This is a genomic window from Streptomyces sp. NPDC017095 (assembly GCF_044332325.1).
Lineage (GTDB): Bacteria > Actinomycetota > Actinomycetes > Streptomycetales > Streptomycetaceae > Streptomyces.
The window spans coordinates 631,910-654,848 of sequence record NZ_JBIROU010000001.1 but is presented as its reverse complement, the minus strand read 5'-3'; the positions used below and the strand labels follow the sequence as shown (position 1 = coordinate 654,848).

The 22,939-nt window shown below is 71.5% G+C and carries 21 protein-coding genes, 1 tRNA gene and 1 pseudogene; 14 read left to right on the top strand and 9 right to left on the bottom strand.

Translation table 11 applies throughout. From position 1 onward, the window contains the following. Positions 1 to 71 precede the first annotated feature (71 nt). From ACH4OA_RS02595 to ACH4OA_RS02585, 3 genes are all read left to right on the top strand, one after another. A complete protein-coding gene (locus ACH4OA_RS02595; protein WP_397967274.1) occupies positions 72 to 1,058 on the top strand; it encodes an aldo/keto reductase in 987 nt (328 codons plus the stop codon). Positions 1,059 to 1,243: 185 nt separating this feature from the next. Further along, positions 1,244 to 2,146, top strand: coding sequence for a sugar phosphate isomerase/epimerase family protein (locus ACH4OA_RS02590; RefSeq protein WP_397948064.1), 903 nt, complete (start codon positions 1,244 to 1,246; stop codon positions 2,144 to 2,146). Between the two features lie 267 nt (positions 2,147 to 2,413). After that, the gene (locus tag ACH4OA_RS02585) at positions 2,414 to 2,611 is read left to right on the top strand and encodes a hypothetical protein (protein WP_365883912.1); all 198 of its coding nucleotides are present in this window, start codon (positions 2,414 to 2,416) and stop codon (positions 2,609 to 2,611) included. A gap of 49 nt (positions 2,612 to 2,660) precedes the next feature. Here ACH4OA_RS02585 and ACH4OA_RS02580 read toward each other — a convergent pair whose 3' ends face one another. Next, positions 2,661 to 3,665, bottom strand: coding sequence for a Gfo/Idh/MocA family oxidoreductase (locus ACH4OA_RS02580; protein ID WP_397935395.1), 1,005 nt, complete (start codon positions 3,663 to 3,665; stop codon positions 2,661 to 2,663). Between the two features lie 136 nt (positions 3,666 to 3,801). Between ACH4OA_RS02580 and ACH4OA_RS02575 the strand changes: the two genes are divergently transcribed. Then, positions 3,802 to 4,824, top strand: coding sequence for a LacI family DNA-binding transcriptional regulator (locus tag ACH4OA_RS02575; RefSeq protein WP_397967273.1), 1,023 nt, complete (start codon positions 3,802 to 3,804; stop codon positions 4,822 to 4,824). A gap of 147 nt (positions 4,825 to 4,971) precedes the next feature. Here the strand turns inward: ACH4OA_RS02575 and ACH4OA_RS02570 are convergent, their stop codons facing one another. Further along, positions 4,972 to 5,316, bottom strand: coding sequence for a cupin domain-containing protein (locus ACH4OA_RS02570; RefSeq protein ID WP_397967270.1), 345 nt, complete (start codon positions 5,314 to 5,316; stop codon positions 4,972 to 4,974). A gap of 130 nt (positions 5,317 to 5,446) precedes the next feature. Here ACH4OA_RS02570 and ACH4OA_RS02565 point away from each other — a divergent pair, with 130 nt between their 5' ends. Then, positions 5,447 to 5,962 carry a hypothetical protein gene (locus tag ACH4OA_RS02565; protein WP_397948061.1) on the top strand — a complete coding sequence of 172 codons (516 nt, stop codon included), beginning with the start codon at positions 5,447 to 5,449 and terminating at the stop codon, positions 5,960 to 5,962. An 87-nt stretch (positions 5,963 to 6,049) separates the two neighbouring features. Here ACH4OA_RS02565 and ACH4OA_RS02560 read toward each other — a convergent pair whose 3' ends face one another. Continuing rightward, positions 6,050 to 6,628, bottom strand: a complete 579-nt coding sequence (locus tag ACH4OA_RS02560; RefSeq protein WP_397935387.1) for a TetR/AcrR family transcriptional regulator — start codon at positions 6,626 to 6,628, stop codon at positions 6,050 to 6,052. Positions 6,629 to 6,832: 204 nt separating this feature from the next. On the opposite strand from ACH4OA_RS02560, the gene ACH4OA_RS02555 reads away from it, so the two are divergent. Together ACH4OA_RS02555 and ACH4OA_RS02550 are read left to right on the top strand one after the other, a co-directional pair. After that, entirely contained in the window at positions 6,833 to 8,266 is a 1,434-nt protein-coding gene (locus tag ACH4OA_RS02555) for an MFS transporter (protein WP_365883382.1), read from the top strand. A gap of 46 nt (positions 8,267 to 8,312) precedes the next feature. Next, positions 8,313 to 8,386: transfer RNA gene (locus ACH4OA_RS02550), tRNA-Pro, on the top strand. A 141-nt stretch (positions 8,387 to 8,527) separates the two neighbouring features. Here the strand turns inward: ACH4OA_RS02550 and ACH4OA_RS02545 are convergent. Then, a complete protein-coding gene (locus tag ACH4OA_RS02545; protein WP_397967268.1) occupies positions 8,528 to 9,568 on the bottom strand; it encodes an LGFP repeat-containing protein in 1,041 nt (346 codons plus the stop codon). A gap of 52 nt (positions 9,569 to 9,620) precedes the next feature. Then, positions 9,621 to 10,811: a DUF4185 domain-containing protein gene (locus tag ACH4OA_RS02540; RefSeq protein WP_397967267.1), complete on the bottom strand. Its 1,191-nt coding sequence runs from the start codon at positions 10,809 to 10,811 to the stop codon at positions 9,621 to 9,623. A gap of 463 nt (positions 10,812 to 11,274) precedes the next feature. Between ACH4OA_RS02540 and ACH4OA_RS02535 the strand changes: the two genes are divergently transcribed. Continuing rightward, positions 11,275 to 12,324 (top strand): alpha/beta hydrolase, encoded by a 1,050-nt coding sequence (locus ACH4OA_RS02535; protein ID WP_397967266.1) that lies wholly within the window; start codon positions 11,275 to 11,277, stop codon positions 12,322 to 12,324. Positions 12,325 to 12,478: 154 nt separating this feature from the next. On the opposite strand, the gene ACH4OA_RS02530 is transcribed toward ACH4OA_RS02535, so the two are convergent. Continuing rightward, positions 12,479 to 12,694, bottom strand: a complete 216-nt coding sequence (locus ACH4OA_RS02530) for a hypothetical protein (protein WP_397967263.1) — start codon at positions 12,692 to 12,694, stop codon at positions 12,479 to 12,481. Between the two features lie 120 nt (positions 12,695 to 12,814). Here ACH4OA_RS02530 and ACH4OA_RS02525 point away from each other — a divergent pair, with 120 nt between their 5' ends. From ACH4OA_RS02525 to ACH4OA_RS02505, 5 genes and pseudogenes are all read left to right on the top strand, one after another. Beyond that, on the top strand, positions 12,815 to 13,687 hold the full coding sequence (locus tag ACH4OA_RS02525; protein WP_397967261.1) for a vWA domain-containing protein: 873 nt from the start codon (positions 12,815 to 12,817) through the stop codon (positions 13,685 to 13,687). Beyond that, entirely contained in the window at positions 13,684 to 14,532 is an 849-nt protein-coding gene (locus tag ACH4OA_RS02520; protein WP_397967258.1) for a hypothetical protein, read from the top strand. The genes ACH4OA_RS02525 and ACH4OA_RS02520 overlap by 4 nt, the downstream gene beginning before the upstream one ends. Before the next feature lie 2 nt (positions 14,533 to 14,534). After that, positions 14,535 to 16,721, top strand: coding sequence for a hypothetical protein (locus tag ACH4OA_RS02515; protein WP_397967257.1), 2,187 nt, complete (start codon positions 14,535 to 14,537; stop codon positions 16,719 to 16,721). A 166-nt stretch (positions 16,722 to 16,887) separates the two neighbouring features. Further along, entirely contained in the window at positions 16,888 to 17,289 is a 402-nt protein-coding gene (locus tag ACH4OA_RS02510) for a hypothetical protein (RefSeq protein WP_397935349.1), read from the top strand. Positions 17,290 to 17,515: 226 nt separating this feature from the next. After that, positions 17,516 to 17,782: pseudogene (locus ACH4OA_RS02505) on the top strand (S8 family serine peptidase); the annotation flags it as partial. A gap of 169 nt (positions 17,783 to 17,951) precedes the next feature. Here ACH4OA_RS02505 and ACH4OA_RS02500 read toward each other — a convergent pair. Next, positions 17,952 to 18,782 carry an SDR family NAD(P)-dependent oxidoreductase gene (locus ACH4OA_RS02500; protein WP_397967254.1) on the bottom strand — a complete coding sequence of 277 codons (831 nt, stop codon included), beginning with the start codon at positions 18,780 to 18,782 and terminating at the stop codon, positions 17,952 to 17,954. Between the two features lie 173 nt (positions 18,783 to 18,955). Here ACH4OA_RS02500 and ACH4OA_RS02495 point away from each other — a divergent pair, with 173 nt between their 5' ends. Beyond that, entirely contained in the window at positions 18,956 to 19,693 is a 738-nt protein-coding gene (locus ACH4OA_RS02495) for a TetR/AcrR family transcriptional regulator (RefSeq protein ID WP_397967251.1), read from the top strand. A gap of 246 nt (positions 19,694 to 19,939) precedes the next feature. Here the strand turns inward: ACH4OA_RS02495 and ACH4OA_RS02490 are convergent, their stop codons facing one another. Further along, positions 19,940 to 20,824 (bottom strand): universal stress protein, encoded by an 885-nt coding sequence (locus tag ACH4OA_RS02490; RefSeq protein WP_397967249.1) that lies wholly within the window; start codon positions 20,822 to 20,824, stop codon positions 19,940 to 19,942. An 81-nt stretch (positions 20,825 to 20,905) separates the two neighbouring features. After that, positions 20,906 to 22,891 carry an APC family permease gene (locus ACH4OA_RS02485; RefSeq protein WP_397967378.1) on the bottom strand — a complete coding sequence of 662 codons (1,986 nt, stop codon included), beginning with the start codon at positions 22,889 to 22,891 and terminating at the stop codon, positions 20,906 to 20,908. Positions 22,892 to 22,939: the final 48 nt, after the last annotated feature.

Here is a 22,939-nt window from a genome sequence, read left to right as displayed (position 1 = left end):
ACTTCCTTGACTTCGCGTGCACTTGAAGCGGAACACTCCCGTGCTACCAGCCGTGCTCGGGAAGGACCAGCATGAAATACCGCTTCATCGGAACGGAACCGGCCACCCGGCGGAAGGTGAGCGTCCTCGCGCTCGGCGCGATGCTGTTCGGGTCGCGCACCGACGAGAAGACCTCCTTCGCCGTCCTCGACCGCTACGCGGAGGCCGGCGGGACCTTCGTCGACACCTCCGACAACTACGCCTTCTGGGAGGACGGGAGCCAGGGCGGCCAGAGCGAGGAACTGCTCGGCCGGTGGCGGCGCAGCCGGGGCGTCGGCGACGAGATCGTCATCGCCACCAAGGTCGGCGCCCGGCCCCTCGCCCCCGGCACCTCCTTCACCGACAACCCCGAGGGCCTGTCCGCGAAGGTGATCCGCGAGTCGGCCGAGCGCAGCCGGGACCGGCTCGGCGTGGACCGGATCGACCTGCTCTACGCGCACATCGAGGACCGCGCGGTCCCGCTCCAGGAGACCGTCGAGGGCTTCGCCGCGCTGGTCGCCGAGGGCACCGTGGGCCTGCTCGGCGTCAGCAACCACGCCGTGTGGCGGGTGGAACGGGCCCGTGCCCTCGCGGCGGCGGCCGGACTGCCGGGCTACGAGGTGCTCCAGTACCAGCACAGCCATCTGCGGCCCCGGACGGACGTGCCGAGCGAGCTGTTCCCGCACGGCAGCCTCGGCGGCGCCGACGCCCAGCTCCGCGACTACCTGCACGCCGAGCCGGAGCTGACCCTGGTCGCCTACTCGCCGCTCCTCGCCGGCGCCTACACCCGCGCCGACAAGCCGCTGCCGGCGGACTACGACCACCCCGGCACCCCCGCCCGGCTCGCGGTGCTGCGCGAGGTGGCCCGGGAGACCGGGGCCGGCGTCAACCAGGTCGTGCTGGCCTGGCAGCTGGGCGGCGACCTGCCCGTGATACCGCTCGCCGGCGCCTCCTCGGCGGCCCAGCTCGACGAGAACCTCGCCGCCGTGGAGCTGGAACTCACCGACGAGCAGCGGGCCCGGCTGGACGCGGCGCACTGACCCGCGCCGCCCCTGCTCCGTCCGCGTCCGACACCTGCGGGCCGACCGGCCGTGAGAGGATGTCTTGACAAAGCAGGGGTGGCGGGCGCCAACTGAACCGGGTACGCGCGCCGGCACCGGGGAACCGTCCGAGGAGGGCGGCCCCACCGCGCCCGAGGCCACCACTGCCGAAGGGAACCCCGACCATGCCCCAGGCCCTCGACCGCATCCGGGTCGGCTCCGCCCCCGACTCCTGGGGCGTCTGGTTCCCCGACGACCCGCGGCAAGTCCCCTGGCAGCGCTTCCTGGACGAGGTGGCCGAGGCGGGCTACGCGTGGATCGAACTCGGCCCCTACGGCTACCTCCCCACCGATCCGGCCCGGCTCACCGAGGAGGTGGCCCGGCGGAACCTGAAGGTCTCGGCGGGCACGGTCTTCACCGGCCTGCACCGCGGCCCGGCCGTCTGGGAGGAGACCTGGGCCCAGGTCAGCCGGGTCGCCGCGCTCACCCAGGCGATGGGCGCACGGCACCTGGTGGTGATCCCCTCCTTCTGGCGGGACGACAAGACCGCCGAGATCCTGGAGCCGCCGGAGCTGACCGCCGAGCAGTGGACGCACCTGGCGCGGGGCATGGAACGGCTCGGCCGCGAGGTCCGGGAGACCTACGGCCTGGACATCGTCGTCCACCCGCACGCCGACACCCATCTGGACACCGAGGCCCACGTCGCCCGCTTCCTCGACGCGACCGACGGCGGACTGGTCGGCCTCTGCCTGGACACCGGGCACTACGCCTACTGCGGCGGCGACAGCGTCAAACTGATCGAGACCTACGGCGAACGCATCGGCTACCTGCACCTCAAGCAGGTCGACCCGGACATCCTCGCCGAGGTCGTCGCGCAGGAGCTGCCGTTCGGGCCCGCCGTGGCGCGCGGGGTGATGTGCGAACCGCCGTCCGGGGTCCCGGCGCTCGGCCCGGTGCTGGAGGCGGCACAGCGCCTGGGCGTGGACCTGTTCGCCATCGTGGAGCAGGACATGTACCCGTGCGAGCCGGACGCGCCGCTGCCGATCGCGGTCCGCACCCGGCGGTTCCTGCGGTCCTGCGGCGCCTGACGCGACGCCCGACGGTTCCCGCGGTCCTGCGGCGCCTGGCGGGGTGCGCGCCGGATCCTGCGGTCCTGCGATCCTGCGGGCGCCTGGCAGGGCGCGCGCCGGTTCCTGCGGTCCTGCGGTGCCTGACGGGGCGCCCGGCGGTTCCTGCGCTTCCCCGACGGATTCGGCCGGGGCGGGGCCGGGAACCAACCGGGGCACGCGGGCGTCCGACCAGAGAACCCGGACAGCCCCGGCAGCGGGGAACGTCTGCGCGGACGGGAGGACGACATGGCACACCGCACGCAATCCGACGAGACGTCCCGGGAGACCGACGACGAGGCCGGCGCCGGGCGTCAGCGGCGCTACGGCAGGCTGCCCGAGCGGATACGCCCCCAGGACACGGTGGAGACGAAGCCGGCCACCCTGCCCGATCCGGCGCGGGACACCTACCACGCGGACGAGTGGCTGATCCGGTACTGCGGCTGACCGGAAGGGGAGCGGGGCCGGGCGTGCCCGGCCCCGCTCCCCTATCCGTTCAGCCGGTCCGTACCTCCGCGAGTGTCACCGGCCGGTGCTCGCGCAGGGACAGGGCGCACGCCTCGGCGGTCCAGCCGGCCTCCAGGGCGTCCTCGACCGTGCACGGAGACGGCCGGGTGCCGGCCACCACCTCGGTGAACGCGGCGAGTTCGGCGCGGTAGGCGTCGGCGAACCGGTCCATGAAGAAGCCGTGCGGAGGGCCGGCCGGGAAACCGGCGCCGGGCTCGACCGAGCGCAGCGGCAGCCTGTCGTCCAGACCGACGGCGATCGAGTCGGCGAAGCCGTGCAACTCCATGCGCACGTCGTAACCCCGCGCGTTGTGCCGGGAGTTGGACACCACCGCGATCGTGCCGTCGTCCAGGGTCAGCACCGCCCCGGTGGTGTCGGCGTCCCCCGCCGCCCCGAGGGGACCGGCACCCCGGTTGCCGCCCACCGCGTACACCTCGGCGACCTCACGGCCCGTCACCCAGCGGATGGCGTCGAAGTCGTGCACGGCACAGTCGCGGAAGATGCCGCCGGACGCCGCGATGTACGCGGCCGGCGGCGGCGCCGGGTCCAGGGTGGTGGACCGCACCGTGTGCAGCGGGCCCAGCTCCCCGGACCGCACGGCGGCCCGCGCGGCGGCGAAGCCCGCGTCGAAGCGCCGGTGGTAGCCGATCTGGACCGGCACACCGCCGTCCCGCACCACCGCGCGGACCCCGACGCCCTCGCTCATCGTCCGGGCGACGGGCTTCTCGCAGAAGACCGGGACGCCGGCCTCCACGCCGGCCCGGATCAGGGCCGGATGGGCGTCGGTGGCGGCGGCCACGACGAGCCCGTCCACACCGGCCGCCAGCAGGGCCGCGGGCGAGTCCGCGACCTCGGCGCCGAACCGCTCCGCCGCGGCCTTGGCCGCGTCCGCGACCGGATCGGCCACGACGAGCGACTCGACGACGGCGAGCCCGGCGAGGGTCTCGGCGTGGAAGGCGCCGATCCGGCCGAGACCGAGGATTCCGATACGCATGAGGGTGCGCTCCTAGGGTGGGTTGCCGAGTTCTGGGGCGGAGCCGCGAGGCCGGTCCGGCCCTGCCATTCTTGTCCGTACAAACCCCGCGCACCATCAGCGGCGAGCCGTCAAAAACCCCTCAAGGAGCCGGGCCATGGGCCACCCGTTCCCGATCCGGGAGATCGCCCGGCAGGCGGGCCTCAGCGAGGCCACCGTGGACCGGGTGCTGAACGGCAGGTCAGGGGTGCGCGAGAGCACCGCGCGCGAGGTGCGCCGGGCCATCGCCGACCTCGACCGGCAGCGCACCCAGGTCCGGCTGGTCGGCCGTACCTTCATGGTCGACATCGTGGCGCACGCGCCCGGACGGTTCACCGCCGCCGTACGCGCCGCGCTGGAGGCCGAACTGCCCGCGCTGCACCCGGCCGTCGTCCGCTCCCGCTTCCACTTCCGGGAGACCGGCCCCGTCCGGGACCTGGTCCGCGTCCTGGACCGGATCGCCCGGCGCGGCTCACAGGGCGTGATCCTCAAGGCGCCCGACGTGCCCGAGGTCACCGCGGCCGTCGCCCGGCTCACGGACGCCGGCGTTCCCGTCGTCACCCTCGTCACCGACCTGCCCGCGAGCCGGCGGATCGCCTACGCCGGCATCGACAACCGCGCGGCCGGCGCGACCGCCGCCTATCTCACGGGCCAGTGGCTCGGTGACCGGCCCGGCAACGTCCTCACCAGCCTCAGCAGCGGATCGTTCCGCAACGAGGAGGAACGGCTGACGGGGTTCCGCGCCGTCATGCGGGCCCGGCAGCCGCGGCGGGGGCTGGTGGAGACGGCCGGGGGAGAGGGCCTGGACGCCACCCAGTACGACCTGGTCCGCGCCGCCCTGGAACGGGACCCGGAGATCCGCGCCGTGTACTCCATCGGCGGCGGCAACCAGGCCACCCTGCGGGCCTTCGCCGACCTCGGCCGGGAGTGCGCGGTGTTCGTCGCGCACGACCTGGACCAGGACAACACCCGGCTGCTGCGCGAGCACCGCCTGTCCGCGGTGCTCCACCACGACCTGCGGCACGACCTGCGCGAGGCCTGTCACGCGGTGATGCGCCGGCACGGCGCGCTGCCGCCCGCGGGCCCGCCGCAGCCGTCGGCGATCCAGGTGGTCACCCCCTACAACCTGCCGTCGGAGTAACCCGGTTCCGCGTGTCCGCCGAGCGCGCCATCGCGTCCGGCACGGCCGCGCCGCGCACGGCGTCCGCGACCAGCCGGGGCCGCGGCGGCAGGTGCGGACAGTGGTGCGGGAGCCGCGCGTACGCCCGGGTGCGCACCCGGCCCCTCCTCACAGACGGATCACGTACGCCTTGCGCAGCGTCTCGTGCACCGTCCACGTCGTACGGTCGCCCGCGCGCAGCACCGCCAGGTCGCCGGGCCCCACCCGTAGCGTCGGCCCGTCCGCGACCTCGATCGTCGCGGACCCGCTGATCACCACGAACAGCTCGTCCGCCTCCGTGTCCGTGACCACGCCCGGCGTGATCTGCCAGATCCCGCGGAGCTGGCGCCCGTCCGCCGACCGCTCCACCACCTTCCCGCTGACCTCCGGAGTCCCGGAGACGATCCGCGCCGGGTCCAGTGGCTCGGGTTCGAGAACGGCGTCGGCGATGTGGAGCGCGAAGCTGTGCGTCATGCGGCCGACCCTAGGCGGCGCGCGGGTCCGGCCGCCGTGGACAGTGTGTGGGGCATCGGGCCTGGTCACCGGACACTTCGTCGGGCCACGCCGACTGGCGCGGGCGCCGGGCCCGGGTGATCGTGGGGACATGGCCGACTCCACCGCGGCCGGCCCGGCACCGCCCCGGCGGCACAGCATGCGCGAGATGGTCCTGTTCGGCGGCGTCTACGGCGCCGTCCTCGCCAGCTCGATGGTCGCCGCGCTCACCCAGTACGGGCACACCTCCGCCGACGTCCGCGGCTACGACGCCGCGTGGGTGCTGGTGACGGCGGGCGCCTCCGCGCTCGCGCACGGCTACGCCCACTACATCGCCGAGCGCGCCCCGCACCGCCGGTGGGACGTCCTGCTCGCCCTGCGCGACGAGTGGCCGCTCGTCGCGGCCGTACTGCCCACGGTCCTGCTGCTCGCGGGCGCGCGCTGGGGCTGGTGGACCGCGAAGGGCGTCGAGTACGCGGCGTTCGCCCTCAACATCGCGATCCTGTTCGTGCTCGGCGTCCTCACCGCCCGCTGGTCGGCGCGGCGCTGGCCGGTCGCCGTGCTCATGGGGGCGGGGGACGCGCTGCTCGGACTGGTCGTGGTGGTGGCGAACGCGGTGATCAAGTAGGTGACGGGAGCGGTTGCGTCGGGCGACGGGACCGCACCGCGAGCCGTTGCCGACACGGGCGCGGGGCGGGCGCCCGAGCGGGCGGTGTCAGCGGGTGGCGCGGACCCCGTCCAGGGCGATGGCGAGCACGCGGTCGCGCTGGGCGTCGTCCGCGAAGGCCGTCGCCGTGATGCCGGCGGCCATCCGCACCAGATCGTCGAAGTCCATGTCGGTCCGGGCGACACCCGCCCGCTGCGCGCGCTCCAGCAGCGGGCTGCCGGCCGCGTACATGGAGTCACGGCAGGTCTGGAAGATGTCCGACGTGCCGTCGAGGGCCTCGCGTACGGCGCGCTTGGTGACCATGTAGCCGGCGAACCGGTGCAGCCAGGCGGTCAGCGCCTCCCACGGCTCCCGTCCGGCGAGTTCCACGGCCGCCCGGCACAGCGCGTCGACCTCGTCGGCGTAGACGGTCTCGAACAGATCGCGGCGGGTCGGGAAGTTGCGGTACAGCGTGCCGATGCCGACGCCCGCGCGGCGGGCGATGTCCTCCAGGGAGGCGGCCGCCCCGTGCTCGGCGAACGCCGCGCGGGCGGCGTCGAGCAGGGCGTCGTAGTTGCGGGCGGCGTCCTTGCGCAGCGGCCGGCGGGCCGCCACGATCTCGCCGACGGGGAACGGCGTGGCCGTCACTGCTGCCTCCCGGAGGGGGAATCGATTGAAACCGGAGGTGATCCTCCGCTACAGTGGAGGGGTACCTCCACTTTACCAGTGCGGGGTGGCTCCGCCCTGGCCGGACGCGGCCCGGGCCGCCGCCACCGCACCCGGCGCACGGACCGTACGACCGTGCCCCCTCCCTCCCGACCCTCCGAACCCCGATTCCGGAGAGGCTTCCTCATGCCCCGCGCGTCCACCCGCCTGACCTTCGCCGTCCTCGCGACCGGTGCCGGCGTCTTCTCCATGCTCCAGTCGCTGATCGCGCCGGCCCTGCCGACCGTCCAGCACGCCCTGCACACCTCCCAGTCCACCGTGACCTGGGTAATGACCGCCTATCTGCTGTCCGCCTCGGTCTTCACACCGATCCTCGGCCGGGTCGGCGACATCGCCGGGAAGAAGCGGACCCTCGTCGCCGTCCTGCTCACCGTCCTCGCCGGCTGCCTCCTCGCCGCGCTGGCCCCCAGCATCGGCGTGCTGATCGTCGCCCGGATCGTCCAGGGCGTCGGCGGCGCCCTGTTCCCGCTCTCCTTCGGCATCATCCGGGACGAGTTCGCCCCGGCCCGGGTCAGCGGCAGCATCAGCAACATCTCCGCCGTGATCGCGGCCGGCGGCGGGGTCGGCATGGTGGCCGCCGGACCCATCGTGTCCGCGCTCGACTACCGCTGGCTGTTCTGGATCCCGGTGGCGATCGTCGCCGCGACGGCCCTGCTCGCCCTGCGCTGCATCCCCGAGTCGCCCAAGCGGGCCGAGGGACAGGTTGGTTGGGCCGGCGCCGTGCTGCTGTCGGGCTGGCTCGTGGCCCTGCTGCTGCCGCTGAGCCAGGCCGGGCGGTGGGGCTGGGGCTCGGCGCGGGTGCTCGGCCTGTTCGCCGCCGCCGTCGTCCTGTTCGCGGTGTGGCTGACCACCGAGGCCCGCTCGCGCAACCCGCTCATCGACCTGCGGGTGCTGCGGCTGCCCGCGGTGTGGACCACCAACACCGCCGCCCTGCTGTTCGGCGCCGGCATGTACTCCATCTGGTCCTTCCTGCCGGGCTTCGTCCAGACACCGGCCACGGCCGGCTACGGCTTCGGCGCCGGCGTGACCGCGTCCGGCCTGCTCATGCTGCCGATGCTGCTCGCCATGTTCCTCTCCGGCATCCTGTCCGGCCGCCTGGAACCCCGCGTCGGCGCCAAGGCGCTGCTCACCACGGGCGCCGCGCTCGGCGCGCTGGCCTGCGGCTTCCTCACCCTGTGGCATGACGCGCAGTGGCAGATAGCCGTCGTCGCGGGTCTCTTCGGCCTCGGCATCGGACTGGCCTTCGCCTCGATGGCCAACCTCATCGTGGGCAGCGTGCCGGTGGAGCAGACCGGTGCCGCCACCGGTATGAACGCCAACATCCGCACCATCGGCGGCTCCATCGGCGCGGCCCTGACCAGTGTCCTGGTCACCGGCCGGCTCCAGCCCTCGGGCCTGCCGTACGCCTCGGGCTACACCCACGGCTGGACCCTGCTCGCCCTGCTCTGCCTGGCCGCGGCCGGCGCCGCCCTCCTGGTCCCGGCCCACCGCTCCGGCCGCCGCCCGGCCGAGCCGCACACCACACCGGGGGTGACACGGGCACCCGCGCGGGTGCGGTAGGGTTGACCTGCGTGATCACGCGGGCCGCCCCGCGTGATGACCGCAACGGGACGTGGCGCAGCTTGGTAGCGCACTTGACTGGGGGTCAAGGGGTCGCAGGTTCAAATCCTGTCGTCCCGACTCGTGAGAGTCGCAGGTCAGGGCCGTTTTCGGAGCAATCCGGAACCGGCCCTCGGCCGTTTCGGGGACCAGTCGGTAACCAGGCTCCCTTCCTCCTCGGCGTGGCCTCCGGATCGGGAAGGAGTGCGCTGATGGGTCACCTCAGTTGTCGGTGATCCAGGTGCCCTTGTCGGGGTGCCAGTGGATGGTGGCCTTCTGGAAGTGCTGTGCTCTGCCGCCGCCGGTCTCGTCCACCTCGTCCGTGGTGGGATAGCCCAGCACGCTTTCGTGGCCCGCCGCGTGGAAGGCGTCGTAGATCGCGTCATGGACGACGTGCGTGCCGGTGGACGGCGACCACAGGAACAGGCCCCGGTCGAAGAACTGGTAGCGGCCCCGTGTCCCGTCCGGTGCCCGGGAGGCGTCCGCCTCGTCCATGGTGGGAAAGCCCCAGCGCCGCTCCGCGTCCGTCGCCCAGAACGTGGTCAGGATGTCGCCGTGCACCGCGTACGCCACATCCGGATGCCACAGGATGATCCCGTGTTCGAACAGCTGGAAGCGCCCGCCCAGCGAGGCTGCCTCCTCGGCCCGGACCGGACCGCCGAGGACGCTTCCCGGGCCGCCCATGCCGTCGTACTTCGCCCCGATGGTGCCGTAGGGCCGGAACGCCTCGTCCTCCAGCCCGCGGGCGATGCCCTCCGCCTGGTCGTAGCGGTCAGGGTACGCGGAGCGCTGAACGGCCTGGGCGAGCTGCCCGGCGGTGCTCCCCTCCATGCCGGGATCCATCTGCAGGGCCACCTCGAAGAACTTCTCCGCCGCGTAGTCGACGTCCATGACCTGTTCGGGCGAACCCCAGCCCTGCGAGGGGCGCTGCTGGAAGACGCCGAGCGAATCCCGGTCCCCGCACGACAAGTTGTTCATCCGGGACTCGACCCAGCCCGTCTCGAACCCGGCGAGCATGACCTTCTGGGAGACGTTCAGGCGCTGGCCGACCTCGTAGACCTTACGGGTGACCGCGATGTCACGCTCCGGAGGGACGTCGCAGTACAGCGTGGCGGGGGCGGAGTGGTTCAGGGGACCAGGGATGTCCTTCCGGGGCTTCGCGCCCTGGGCGCTCGCCGGACTGCCGCTCAGTACGGTCAGGGCGATGAGGGCGAGCAGGGCTATGCTGCCTGGTCTCGCGCGTCGTAAGCGGGCTCCGCTCATATGTTCCTCCTGTAGTGGGGGTGTGTGCCGAAGGGGAAGTACGCGGTGTGGTCTACGGGTTGATGCCGTCGTACTGCAGCACCCGGTAGGGCGACTGGTGGGGCTGCCCGTTCCACTGCGACACGATCAGCGTCAGGGAGTTCGGCGCTGCGCTGCCCGGGTGGATGTACCCGCCGTAGAGGAAGGGGAGTTGGGGCTTGCCCCAGTGGTTGGGCGGCCAGGCGGTGTCACCGACGATCTGCGGCTTCGGTGCGCTCCACACGGCGTCGGGCCGGGGGGCGGTGCGGGTGCAGATCGAGTAGTCGGTGACGTCGAAGTAGCTCATGCAGTACGTGCTGCCGATGCGCTTCACGGAGAACTCACCGATGTTGTTCCCGGAGAGGATGACCGAAGGCTGGACCGCACGGGTCCACTGCCAGCGGCCGTCGAGGTAGGCCCAGTTCTCCTGTGCTCCGAAGTTGCCGGCGCGGAACTCCTCCGGTCGGATACGGAAGAGCTGGATCGCCCCGCCGTCACCGGTGTTGCGGTGGCTGCCGTTCCAGCGTTTGGAGAAGATGTACAGCCAGCCGTCGGGGTCGATGCCCGCGAACGACCACATCCCGTACATGGACTGGTTCACCCCCTGGGTGTCACCCGCCCAGTGGTAGGGGTAGTCGTGCCAGGTCACGCCGTGGTCGTCGGAGTAGGCGACACCGGACATCCGGGAGCCGTCGTAGCCCGCGGGCGGCTGCCAGACCTCCACGGAGGTGTACTGGATGTACGTACGGCCGCCGAACTCGATGCAGTCGTTCGGGATGCGGCTGACCTCGAAGCCGTATCCGTTGTCGGCGTTGTGCTGGTAGTCGAACAGCTGCCGGGCCGCGCCTCCCGTGGGCATCGCCCAGCTGAAGGAGATCGGGGTCGCGCCGGAGGCATCGAACGCGGCCTGGTTCAGCATGACCGGGGAACCCAGGTATTCCCCTCCCAGTGCCGGTTCGGTGAAGGAGTCACCGAAGACATAGCCCCAGGTGTTGTCGTGCTCCCGGTAGTAGGGGATGGCGAGATCCCCCGACCCCAGCCCCTGCGAGCGCGCCGAGTCGCCGGGCTGTTCGCACAGGGCTGTCCCGCGCTGAGCCGCGGCGGCGCGGGGCGCGGCGGCGATCGAGCTGCCCAGGACACCGGCGCTCAGGGCGACGCCCGCTCCGGCCCTCAGCAGCGACCTGCGGGTCAACGAGAGGTGGTCGGCGTGTGCGGAATGGGACATGGTCGGCCCTCCAGGGTCGGCTCACCGCGGTGCACGCGGTGTCGAGTCGGCAATGCGTCCACGAGCGTCGTGCCGGCCGTTGCGTGTCTCCTCATGCCTCGGTCGGTGCCGGGCCAGCACAGGGCGCTCGCTGCGCCACGGCTCCGGGAACGGCCCGGGCGGCCGCAGCAGGTTCATCCTGGCGAGGGGCGTTGACAAGGTGATGAAATCCCTGGGCACCGCGGGATTCCCGCCACAGACCATGCGGCGGTTGCTGTTCCCCGGCGACAGCCGGGTGGCCGGCCTGGGAGCTGACAAGCGGACACGAGCACATCGGAACGCCGGTGCCGGTCTACGGCCTGCGCTTTCATCGGGACTTCACCGCTTCCCGATACAACGTGCGCCACCAGCACGAGCGCTCACGAGGAGGCACGCTGTGAAGAGGAGGCAGGCTGTGAAAGGGACACCGAACGGGTGGCGACTCATGGCGGCAGGGATCGTCACCGCACTCGCCATGGCGGTCATGCCGGCCGCTGCGGCACAGGCCGCCGACACCACCTCACCGCCCCCGATGGCGAACGGATTCGGCCTGACCCAGGTCGACACGGCCGTAGGCGGCCCCGCCAACTTCTCCATCACCGTGACCACGCCCGAGGTGGCGGGCAAGCACCACATCAAAATCATCCTGCCGAGCGGCTACTACGACGACCCGGGCAGGCGCTACCCCGTGCTGTACTTCCTGCACGGCTCACCGGACGACCCGGTCCGGCAGAACTACCCGGCGCTGACGATGTCGGACTCGATGATCACCGTCATTCCGGACGGTGGGGCTCGGGGGTGGTACGCCAACTGGCTCAACCAGAAGACGCAACTCGGCGCCCAGAACTGGGAGAACTTCCATCTCAAGCAGGTGATCCCGTTCATCGACGCCAACCTGCGGACCCTTCCCACCAAGAAGGCCAGGGCCATCGCCGGTGTGTCCATGGGCGGGTTCGGCGCCTTCCACTACGCGCAGGTCCGTCCCGACCTGTTCAGCCAGACCGCATCCCTCTCGGGAGACATCGACCTGTCGGCCAAGTCCATGGACCTGCGGCTGGCCGTCGTCGCCTCCGTCACCGATGCGCTGGGCGCGATCTGCGGCTCGTCATCCGGAGCCTGTGACCCCGACAACTCCCCCTACAAGCCCGGCGTGGACAGTGACGCGCTGTTCGGCTCCCCCTACCCGGTATTCAATGCCGACTGGCGCTGGAACGAGGTCGACCCCGCAGCGCACATGGACAAACTCGCCGGAGTCGGGGTCTCCGTCTACGTGGGCAACGGAGGCGGCTCACCCGTCGAACCCGAGTTCTGGCTCGAAGGCGCGGCCCAGCACGTCAAGGACAGCATGGACGCGCTGGGCATGTCCTACCACTACGTCGACTACGGCGACGGCTCCGCCTGGGGCACTCAATGCAACGGCGGCCACAACGCCGGCTGCTGGGAGCAGGACCTCCGGGACCTGATCCCCAGGCTGGAAAAGGCTTTCGCCTCCTGACCCGGCCGAGTTCCTGCGCACCTACGGGGATGCGGGCGGTACGCAGGAAGACCCGGCAGCAATCGTGTCCCGGCTCATCCGACGGGCGTCCGGCCACGTGGCGCGGCTGCTGGAGCGGCTCAGCGCACCTACACGCCGCACACTCGGCACATCCCTAAGCGAGCGACAAGTGCCCGTAGCTGGCCAGTACTTCGCGCGCCTCGGGTGCGTCCTCGTACTCCTTCAGCCGCTGCAGGACCGTCCGGGCCCGCTCCGCCGCGCGCTCCGAGGCGAGATCCCTGGACGTGCCGATGACGCGGCGTGCCTCTTCGGCGGCCTGCTCGGGCTCGTTCGCGTCGGCCAGCGCCACGGCCAGCCACGACCGGTACACATTTTGCCGACTCCCGCACCCGCGGCGAGTCGCTCGCCCTACGATGGGCGCGGGGGGATCTCGGCGTCCCGGCGTGCGCGCTGACAGCCGGAAGTCGGCATGCCGTGTGAGCTCCTCCGGATGACCGACCTCTCAGCAGTCCATCAGGAGCGCCACGTGCCGTACACGGCCGAGATCAGCCGCAGCAACCCGACGAGCATCATCTTCCTCGTCGATCAGTCGACCTCCATGAGCGACCCCATCGGCGGTGAGATCCCTCAGCAGAAGGCGGACGTCGTCGCCGACGCCATCAACCGCCTCCTCACGGAACTCTCGGTCAAGTGCGCGAAGGAGGAAGGGGTACGCGACTACTTCCACGTCGCGGTCATCGGATACGGCGCCACGGTGGGCTCGGCGTTCGCGGGCTCCCTCGCCGGCCGTGACATCGTCCCGCTCAGCGAGGTGGCGGACAGTCCGGCCCGCGTCGACGAACGGACCAAGAAGGTGCCCGACGGCGCCGGCGGCCTGGTGGAGACCGTGGTCAACTTCCCGCTCTGGATGGACCCGGTGGCCCATGGCGGTACCCCGATGAACCGGGCCCTCCAGTACGCCGAGAACCTCGTCGCCGGCTGGACGGAGCGCTACCCTGCCGGTTTCCCGCCCATCGTCATCAACCTGACGGACGGCGAGTCGACCGATGGCGACCCCACCGCGGCCGCCGCGGCCATCACCTCGCACGCCACCGCCGACGGCGCGGCACTGCTGTTCAACCTGCATGTCTCCGCCGCCGGGGGAACGCCCACGGCCTTCCCCGACACCGCCGACGGCCTTCCCGACAGCTACGCCCGCACCCTCTTCTCCATGTCGAGTGCGCTGCCCGGTCACATGCGCTCGTACGCCGCCTCCCAAGGGCAGCGAGTCAGCGAGACGACCCGCGGCTTCGTCTACAACGCCGACATCACCACGGTCGTGCAGTTCCTCGACATCGGCACCCGAGCCACTGAACTGCGGTGACGACTCCGCTCTCCTGCGTGTACGTCACGCACCTCGTAGCCCCGAAGCAGGGGAGCAGCGAGGACGAATGCGAGGACGCCGTCGCCGTGCTTCCCCGTCGCTCGCACGACGACATGCTGCTCGAACCCGTCACCGCGGGCGTCTGCGACGGCGCGACAGAGAGTGCCCTGGCCAAGGACTGGGCCCGGCTGCTGTCCCGCGCGGCGGCCGAAAGCGCTCTGGAGCGACCGGAACTCCTGGCAGGCGGCTCCTCGTTCGAGGAGTTCGCTTCGTCGGTGGTGGCTCAGTGGGATCCCTGGCTGGTGCGGTACACGCAGGCGCGCACCGCGGAAGGGCGGCCGTTGAAGTGGTACGAACACACCAAGCTGGCCGAAGGCGCCTACGCGACGCTGCTCACGGTGCGCGTCGATCCGGCCCCCTGTCTCCAGGACGAAGCAGCCGAACCGGCGTGGCGGTGGCGGGCTGCCGCCCTGGGGGACAGCTGCCTGTTCCACCTGCGCGACGACAGGCTGGTACAGGCGTTCCCGGTAGAGGCCGCCGAGGAGTTCGGCACCACTCCTGACCTCTTCGGCAGCCGCAACCACGACGCGGCACTGCTGGCCTGCCGCACGCGGTTCACCGAAGGCAGGTGCGGGCCCGGCGACCGGCTGCTCCTCATGACCGACGCCCTGGCTGCTTGGTTCCTGTCGGCCCGGGACCAGTACGGCGCGCTGCGCCAACTGCTGGAGTTCACCGCACCGGACGACCTGGACGCCTTCAACGCGTGGCTGAACGGTCTGCGGGGCGGCGGACACCTGCGCAACGACGACGTGGCGGTCGTACGGATCGACTTCGAAGGGCGGTGAACGTGGGCTCGGCCACCGGTCAGCAGAGACAGTTCCCCAGCGGCGGCGAGTACGCGGAGGCGCTGCAGCACACGCACCTGTGCTTCCGGCACCCCGAACTCAAAGGAGCGCAGCCGGAACTGACCAGGCTCGGTCTACCCCGTGCCATCTCCGGAGCCTTCGCCAGCGTGTTCTCGCTGACCTCTCCCACGTCGGGTCAGCGGTACGCGGTCAAATGCTTCACGCGTCACGTTCCGGACCAGGAACGCCGTTACCAGGCCATCAGCTCCCGGCTTGCCCGGCTCGACCCGGCCGGGCTCTCCCAGCCATGGGCTCTCGGCTTCGAGTACCTTCCCGATGCGATCAGCGTCGGCCAGGAGCACTATCCGGTGCTCAAGATGGAGTGGTGCGAGGCCGTCACCCTGTCCTCGTGGCTCGACGACCACCACGCCGACCGGTTCGCCGTCGACCGGCTGGCCGACCGGTTCGAGGCTTTGACACGAGACCTGGCGGAGAACCAGATAGCCCACGGCGACCTCCAACACGGCAACCTGCTCGTCGCGAGTGACGACACCCTGCGCCTGGTCGACTACGACGGCATGTACGTGCCCGCACTGGACGGTCTGGCCGGTACCGAGCGGGGGCACCGCAACTATCAGTCGCCCCTGCGGGGGAATGACGACTTCGGGGCGGACCTGGACCGCTTCTCCGCGTGGGTCATCTTCCTGTCGCTCAAGGCGGTAGCCGCCGACCCCGCGCTCTGGAACCGGCTGCACGAGCCGAAGGGCGAGTTCCTGCTGCTGACCGAGGACGACTTCAAGAGTCCGAACGGGTCCACGGGACTGCAGACGCTGTTGGCCCACCCCGACCGGACGGTGAACGGACTCGCCGACCAGGTGAGGTCGCTGGCCTTTCAGCCGCTGGACGTGCTCCCTCCGCTCCCGGGGGCGCTTCCCGGGCAGCGCACCACCGCGACGGGGGCCCCGCGAACGACGGCTTCCGGCATGGGTTCTTCCGCCACCCCTGCCGCGGGCGGACTGCCCGGCTGGATGGCAGGACACGTGCCCCAGCAGGCACCGGCGTCATCGGCCGGGCGTTCCGGCACCTCGCCGGACAGCTTCCGCGTCCGGACGCCGCTGGACGTGATCACGGCCGTGCTCTGGCCTGTGATGCTGGCCGTGACCGCCTTGATCGTCGTCGCAGGATTCTCGGCACCGCTGATCGGGCCGGGTGTGCCCGTCGTCGCTGCCCTCGCGTTCACCGCGTTCGCCCGGAGCCGACGAGTGGAGCGGGCGCAGTCCCGGGCCGCCGTGACCGAGCTGACGAACGAGCTGGCCCAGATCGAGGACCCGTCCAAGGCAGCCGAGAAGCTGCGCAAGGACCGGGCGAAGTTGGACGCAGCCGAGGCGAAGCGGACCGCCGACCACCCACGAGCCCAGGACAAGCTCACGGCTCAGTACCACGCCGCGTTGAAGGAGGCCGAGAAGCGCAAGGCCCGCAAGCAGCGCGACATCGACCAGAAGATCGACGGCCTCGCGGAGGAACTGCGCAGGGCCCTGGGCAAGGCGCTCGCCGACAAGCAATCCGCGTACGTGCGGGACCAGCTCAGCCGCCGGCTGATCGCCCAGTCCCCGCCGCACGGCATCGGGCCGACGCTTGCCGTTCGTCTCGCGGCAGCGGGCATCCGGACGGCAGCCGACTTCAAGGGCTACCGGTCCGTACAGAACAGGAACTACAACAGCACCGGTGCCGTACTCGTGCTGGACAACGGCAGGGTGGTCGATGTCCACGGCATCGGCGAGGCCAAGGCCATCGCTCTCGACGTCTGGCGAAAACGCCTGGTCGCTTCCGCCGAAGCCCGGCAGCCGACCCAGCTCAGCGTGCCGGAGCGGCAGTCGATCGAGCAGGGCGTCACCCACCGCCGAACCCAGCTCACCGCCCAGCGAAAGGCTGTGGAGGCCGAGACCGACGACCTGCGTGGGAAAGCGCGGAAGCAGTGGGAGGACGGTCGGGAACGACTCAACCAGGAGAACACCCTTGCGAGCGACCGGGCCCGGCAGCAGCGACAGGAGTTCAGCCGGCGCGCGGTCGAACTCCGACTGAACAGCGCGCTCCATGGAACGCTGAGTGACTCCCTCGAGGCTGCCAGGCTCACGCAGCGTCGGCTGTCGTACGCGCGTTACCTGCGCTTCCTTTACCTTGGTCACTGAGGTCCCGTTCCACGTGGTGCCAAATTGCGGCCCTCCGCAGGCTGCGACACCCTGGAAGGTGAGGCTGGCTGGAGCGGGCCCGTGCCGCCCGCGGGTGGCGCCGCCCCCTCTCGTACCGGGCCGTGACCGACCAGTGCGTTCCAGCGTGCCGTGAGGAGGCCGCATCATGTCCACCGTCTCGGTCAGCCCGCTGACATCCAACGTGACCGTGCAGTCTGTCACCGGCACCGATTCCACGGGTCTCGGCAGCTCCTTCAACGTCGGGAGCCTGGCACCGGTGACGGATACGGCGCTCGCCAGTCCCGGTGTGGCGCTCACCGTCGATATCAAGGCCGAGAACACCAAAGGTGAGGCCAACTCGCTGAAGGCCACCGTGACAGACCCTTCCGGGAGCAGCGGTTTCTTCGGGGAGGGCACGATCACGTGGGACGAGGGGGATGACGGCGTCGCCTGGATCGAGTTCACCGGCTTCCCGCTCCAGGACGACCAGGTGACACCGACCGGCGAATGCGAGCTCGCCCTCCAGACCTCCGGCGCGGATGTCTCCGTACGCCTGTTCACCGTGTAACGGTTGACGATGGTCGTTGCCACCTGACCCGACGGACGCGCCGGAAACCGTGCCGCCGTGTCCGTCGCAACCGGAGGGGTTGCCGCATCGAGGTGTCCTCTCCTCGGTGAAGCCCTGCCCCCGTGGGCTGGTGCCCCCGGCGGTCACGGGCAGAACCGGCCGTCGGGTTCGACGAGGCAGCTCACCTGCCAGTCGGTCCACGTACCGTTGGGGTAGCGGACCCGGAACCAGTTACGGTTCCGTAGTGGACGTCTTCGCCCCGGGCTCCTCCATCACGGCCGGCTGGAACACCGGCGACAGCGCGACCAACACGATCTCCGGCACCTCCATGGCGACCCCGCACGTCGCCGGAGCCGCCGCGGTCTACCTGGCCGGCCACCCCTCCGCCACGCCGGCCCAGGTCGCCACGGCCCTGGTGGACGGAGCGACGACGGGCAAGGTCACCGGCGCCGGCTCGGGCTCGCCCAACCGCCTGCTGAAGCTGGTCCCGTGACCGCTTCGCCGACGGTCCGCCCGTCATGAGCGCCGTGCCTCGGAGGCCGTCCCTGCCTCCGAGGCACGGTGCTGCCGTCCTACGGCACACCGTCCCGGGCGGAACGTCACATCGCCGCCGCGCCCAGGGCCCGTCGCTTCAGGTCCGCGCCGGTTTCCCGGACGGGACGTCAGCTCCGTAGCACAAGTCGCTTGGTGAGGGCTTCCAGGCGGCCGGCCGCCACGCGGTCGAAGTCCTGGGTGTCGACCCGGAGCCGCTGCCCTTCGACGAAGGCGCTCAACGGGTCGTCGGGGGGATCGTCCAGGGCGGCGACGATCGGTGGCAGTGCGGCGGAGACGGGTTTCGCGTTCCGCTGCATCGACCGGATGTGTGCGAGTGTCCCGGCGTCGTACACACCGGAGAAGCCGGTCGCGGTGACCCCGGGGTGGATGAGGACGTAGCGGACGCCGGTGGCGACGCCGTACCGCTCGGCGAACGACACGCCCAGCAGGTCGTTGAGCTTTCCGCCCTGGCCGAGGGCGGCGCCCCCGTGGTACCCGTGCCGCAGTTGAAGGTCGTCCCAGCGGACCACGCCGAGACCGGCTCCGGGGCCCGCGATGTTCACCACCACTGGGTGTTCCGCCTTGCGCAAGGACTCCACCAGGCCGTGGCCGAGGAGGTAGCGGCTCAGGTAGAAGAGGGCGAAGTTCTCCTCGTAGCCCTCCGCGGTGACGGTGCGGCGGTACTGGTAGTGCCGGGCGCAGAGGACCAGCGCGTCCACGGACGGCGTCTCGCGGGTGATCTCGTCGACGGCCGCGGAGGTCTGGGCCAGCAGGCTCAGGTCCGCGGTCACGAACCGCGCCCGGTCCGCGGCGCCGTGCCGCGCGGCCCGCTCCAGGAAGGCGCGGCCCTTGGCCGGGTTCCGCCCGATGACGAAGACCTTGTCGCCCCGGGCCAGTTGCCGTTCGGCCAGGGCCTTGCCGATGCCGTCCGTGCCTCCCGCGATGACCAGGATCCTCACGTCGTCTCTCCTCGTGTCGTCGCGGCGGGCCGGGCGGATCGAGGCGTCCGTCCGGTCACGGGCCCCCCTCCGACGGCTGCACTGTAGGGGCCGGTGGACTGTGATTGCAATGGCTGGCCTAGTTCATTGCACTGGCTAGTGCAGTCTCTGGCACGGATGGGTACGATGATCCGGTGACGGGAGCGAGTGCAGCGGGGAAGACGGGCAAGGCGGCGCCGCGGGCGGCGTCCCGCGGACGGATCGACAAGCGGGAGGCGATCCTGCGTGCCGCGTTCACGGTGTTCTCCCACCGCGGCTACGCCCGCGCGTGCATGGAGGAGATCGCGGAGGTGGCGGGGGTGGCGAAGCACACCGTGTACAACCACCTCGGCGACAAGGAGAACGTGTTCCGCAGTGCGCTGGAAACGGCCGCCGACGCCGTGATGGCCGAGAACCTTGCCGTGGTCGAGCTGCTGACCGTCGACGGACACGGACACGGACACGGACACGGACACGGACACGGACACGGACACGGACACGGAGCCGAGGCCGGCGACGAGGAGGTGCAGGCGGTGTTCGAGGACGTGGCACACCGCCTGCTGCTCCAGTGCTGTGACGACCGGTCATGGGCGTTGCGGCGGCTGCTCTACGCGGAGGTGGCCCGGTTCCCCGAGCTGCTGGAGATCGTCTGGGGCCGCGGTGCGAGCCGCCTCCAGCAGTCCCTGGCCGACCGGCTCGCCCGTCTGTCGCTGGCCGGGCGGCTGCGCGCGTGCGATCCCGCGGAGGCCGCGGAGCAGTTCCTCGCACTGCTCACCGGCCCGATGGAGCGACGCTCCCGCCTCGGCACCCAGGCGGTGGCCAAGGAGGAACTGCGCGCCGTCGCGGGCTCGGCTGTGCGCACGTTCCTGCTGGCCTACCGGCCGGCGGCCTGACTCTGCCTGCTGGCCTACCGGCCCGCGGCCTGACCCTCCCTGTGACGCCCCGCAGGGCTCGCGGAGCCTCGTCCGCTCTGCGGGGCGTGCCGGGTCGTCAGGGGCTCTGCCGCAACGCGGCGGCCAGTGCGCGGACGCCGGCGTCGATGTCCCGGGTCGTGTGGCGTGCGGTGACGTTGCCCCGTACGTCAGGAGCCGCGCAGTCGCCCGGCCGGTCCGACGACGAGGCACCCCGGGGCCGCGGAGCTAGTTTCCGGCCTTCGTGGGGGACCTGGGGACGACGCCTACCAGGGCGACGGGGCAGGGCGAGTGGCGCAGTGCGGCGTGGTGGGCGGGTCTGAGTTCGCGGTGGACCATGCCGTGCCGGTGCCGGACTCCCAGGACGAGGAGGTCGGCGTGTTGCGCGGCGTGGGACAGGGCATGGGGTGCGGGGCCGTCGACGACCTGTCTGTGCACGGTGACGCCGCTTTCGAGGACTGCCCGCGCCGGGACCGCCGCGCTGAGGAGCGCGTCGGCTGCCGCCGAGCCGTTATCCGGTGGTTCTTGCCGTGTTTCCTGCCGGCTCCGGGCGTGCACCGCGACCAGGTCGCCGCCACGGGCCTGTGCCTCGCGGAGGGCGAAGGCGACATGGGCGGCGCCGGCGTCGGTTGCCTCCCCGACACCGAGGACGACCCGCCGGTCTCCTGTGGGCCGCTCTGGGGCGGGGCCGCCGACGAGGATGACGGGGCACCACGCGCGTTCCGCCACACGAGGCCCGACGGAACCGAGGGACAGGCGGCGTGCGAGGGCACCGTGGTCACGATGGCCGACGACCAGCGCGAAGGCGCCTTCTCCCGCGTGGACCAGGACGTCGACGGGTTCCCCGGGCAGCACTTCGGCATGGACCCTCACCTCGGGGCGGCGCCGGCGGACCCGGGCTTCGGCGTCGGTGATGATCTCCTCCAGTGCGGCGGCTTCAGCCCGGCCTTCGGGAGAGTCCTCCGCAGGGGTGGCGTCTTCGAAGCGTTCCCATACGGAGGCGTGCACGATGCGAAGGGGCCGGCCGTGCAGAGCGGCCTCGTCGGCGGCCCAGTCCAGCGCCCTCATGCTGGAGGGGGAGCCGTCCACGCCCACAGTCACTGGTTCGTCCACCGGCCACGCTCCCTCTCGTCACCAGTGAAACGACGGTCCGCGGTGCCCGCAAGCCGCGCGGGGCGTCCGGATGGCTCCCGGTCAGCGTGACGGTTCGCCGCGGCGGACGGAGCCCGGGGCACGCGGACCGTGGTGGTCGGCCCCTGCGGAGGAGAGGAGCTGCCAGGGCACGCTGATCACCATGACGCCGGGAATGAAGCGCAGGCGTGCCTTGATCCGCAGCGCGGACTGGTTGTGCAGCAGGTTCTCCCACCAGCGGCCGACGACGTACTCGGGGATGTGGACGCCGACCATGTCGCGGGGACCTTCACGGCTGAGGGAGCGCACATAGTCGACGACTGGCCTGGTGACCTCACGGTAGGGAGAGTCCAGGACCTTGAGGGGGACATCGATGCCGAGTCGCTGCCACTCGTCTTCCAGCGCCCGTGCCTCGTCGTGGTCGACGGCGACGGTGAGCGCCTCCAGCCGGTCGGGGTGGAGAGCGCGGGCATAGGCCAGCGCCCGCAGGGTCGGTTTGTGGACGTTGGAGACCAGCACGATCGCCAGGACACGGGAGGGGGAGGTGAGGTCGGCGTGCGGGTCGGTGCTCGTCAGCTCGGCGGTGGTGCGGTCGTAGTGCCCGCGGATCGCGCGCATCAGCAGCCACAGCACCCCGGCGGCGAGCACGGCCAGCCAGGCGCCTTCGAGGAACTTCGTGAGCAGGACCACCACCAGGACCAGACCCGTGGTCACCGCGCCGGCCGCGTTGACGGCCCTGGCGAGGTGCCGGCGGCGCCGCAGCGCGGGGTCGCTCCCGGTGGACATGGCCCGGTTCCAGTGCCGGACCATGCCGGTCTGCGACAGCGTGAAGGAGGTGAAGACGCCCAGGATGTAGAGGTGGATCAGGGCCGTGACGCTGGCCTCGAACCCCCACAGCAGCAGACCGGCGGTGACGGCCAGCGCCACGATGCCGTTGGAGAAGGCGAGTCTGTCGCCGCGGCTGTGCAACTGGCGGGGCAGGTAGCGGCGCTGCGCCAGGATCGACGAGAGCAGCGGGAAACCGTTGAACGCGGTGTTCGCGGCGAGGACCAGGACGAGCGCGGTGGCGGCCTGGATGAAGTAGAAGCCGGGACTCCTCTCCCCGCCGAAGACCGCGGCGGCGATCTGGGCGATGACCGTGCGCTGCTGGTACGAGGAGCAGTCCTCGCCCAGTCCGGTGAGCCGGCAGGTGTCGTCGGCGATATGGACCTTGGAGACGAGCGCGAGAGCGGTGACACCGACGAACATGGTGACCGCGATGAGGCCCATCGCGGCCAGGGTCGTCGCCGCGTTGTGCGACTTCGGCTTCCGGAAGGCGGGAACCCCGTTGGAAATGGCCTCCACGCCGGTCAACGCGGTGCAGCCGTTGGAGAACGCCCGCAGGACCAGCAGCACCAGCGCCACACCGGCCAGCCGCCAGTCGCCCGCCTCCGGCCGGATGCCGTACGAGGCGCTCTCGGCGACCGGCGCGTCCCCGGCCAGATACCGGAAGAGCCCGGTGACGATCATGATGAGCACACCGCCGACGAACAGGTACGTCGGCGCCGCGAAAGCCCGCCCGGACTCGCGCACCCCCCGCAGATTCACCACCGCGAGCACCACCACGAAACCCAGCGCCATCGGCACCCGCTGTGCGTGCACCTGCGGAACGGCGGAGATGACGTTGTCCACGCCCGAAGCCACCGACACCGCCACCGTCATCACGTAGTCGACCAGCAGGGCGGCCCCCACCACCAGACCGGTGTTCTCACCCAGGTTCGCCGACACGACCTCGTACGAGCCGCCACCGCTCGGGTAGGCGCGCACGACCTGCTGGTACGACAGCACCACCACCGTCATCAGCGCGACGACCGCCGCCGCGATCCACGGCGTGACACGCACATAGGCCAGCCCGCCCAGCGTGAGCACCAGCAAGATCTCCTGCGTCGCGTAGGCAACCGACGACAAGGGGTCCGAGGCGAAGATCGGCAAGGCCAGACGCCTGGGCAGCAACGCCTCGCCCAACTCGCTGCTGCGCAGGGCACGGCCGACCATGAGCCGCTTCGCCATCCCGGAGATCCTGATCACAGGAGCGAAGGTAGAGCGCCGGCCTGCCGA

What these genes read in the sequence shown, in the direction of transcription:
- ACH4OA_RS02585 (WP_365883912.1), top strand. Translation starts at nt 2,414, where the DNA reads ATGGCACACCGCACGCAATCCGACGAGACGTCCCGGGAGACCGACGAC.
- ACH4OA_RS02580 (WP_397935395.1), bottom strand. Translation starts at nt 3,665, where the DNA reads ATGCGTATCGGAATCCTCGGTCTCGGCCGGATCGGCGCCTTCCACGCC.
- ACH4OA_RS02525 (WP_397967261.1), top strand. Translation starts at nt 12,815, where the DNA reads ATGACCGACCTCTCAGCAGTCCATCAGGAGCGCCACGTGCCGTACACG.
- ACH4OA_RS02590 (WP_397948064.1), top strand. Translation starts at nt 1,244, where the DNA reads ATGCCCCAGGCCCTCGACCGCATCCGGGTCGGCTCCGCCCCCGACTCC.
- ACH4OA_RS02575 (WP_397967273.1), top strand. Translation starts at nt 3,802, where the DNA reads ATGGGCCACCCGTTCCCGATCCGGGAGATCGCCCGGCAGGCGGGCCTC.
- ACH4OA_RS02555 (WP_365883382.1), top strand. Translation starts at nt 6,833, where the DNA reads ATGCCCCGCGCGTCCACCCGCCTGACCTTCGCCGTCCTCGCGACCGGT.
- ACH4OA_RS02570 (WP_397967270.1), bottom strand. Translation starts at nt 5,316, where the DNA reads ATGACGCACAGCTTCGCGCTCCACATCGCCGACGCCGTTCTCGAACCC.
- ACH4OA_RS02535 (WP_397967266.1), top strand. Translation starts at nt 11,275, where the DNA reads ATGGCGGCAGGGATCGTCACCGCACTCGCCATGGCGGTCATGCCGGCC.
- ACH4OA_RS02540 (WP_397967267.1), bottom strand. Translation starts at nt 10,811, where the DNA reads ATGTCCCATTCCGCACACGCCGACCACCTCTCGTTGACCCGCAGGTCG.
- ACH4OA_RS02545 (WP_397967268.1), bottom strand. Translation starts at nt 9,568, where the DNA reads ATGAGCGGAGCCCGCTTACGACGCGCGAGACCAGGCAGCATAGCCCTG.
- ACH4OA_RS02565 (WP_397948061.1), top strand. Translation starts at nt 5,447, where the DNA reads ATGGCCGACTCCACCGCGGCCGGCCCGGCACCGCCCCGGCGGCACAGC.
- ACH4OA_RS02595 (WP_397967274.1), top strand. Translation starts at nt 72, where the DNA reads ATGAAATACCGCTTCATCGGAACGGAACCGGCCACCCGGCGGAAGGTG.
- ACH4OA_RS02510 (WP_397935349.1), top strand. Translation starts at nt 16,888, where the DNA reads ATGTCCACCGTCTCGGTCAGCCCGCTGACATCCAACGTGACCGTGCAG.
- ACH4OA_RS02485 (WP_397967378.1), bottom strand. Translation starts at nt 22,891, where the DNA reads ATGGCGAAGCGGCTCATGGTCGGCCGTGCCCTGCGCAGCAGCGAGTTG.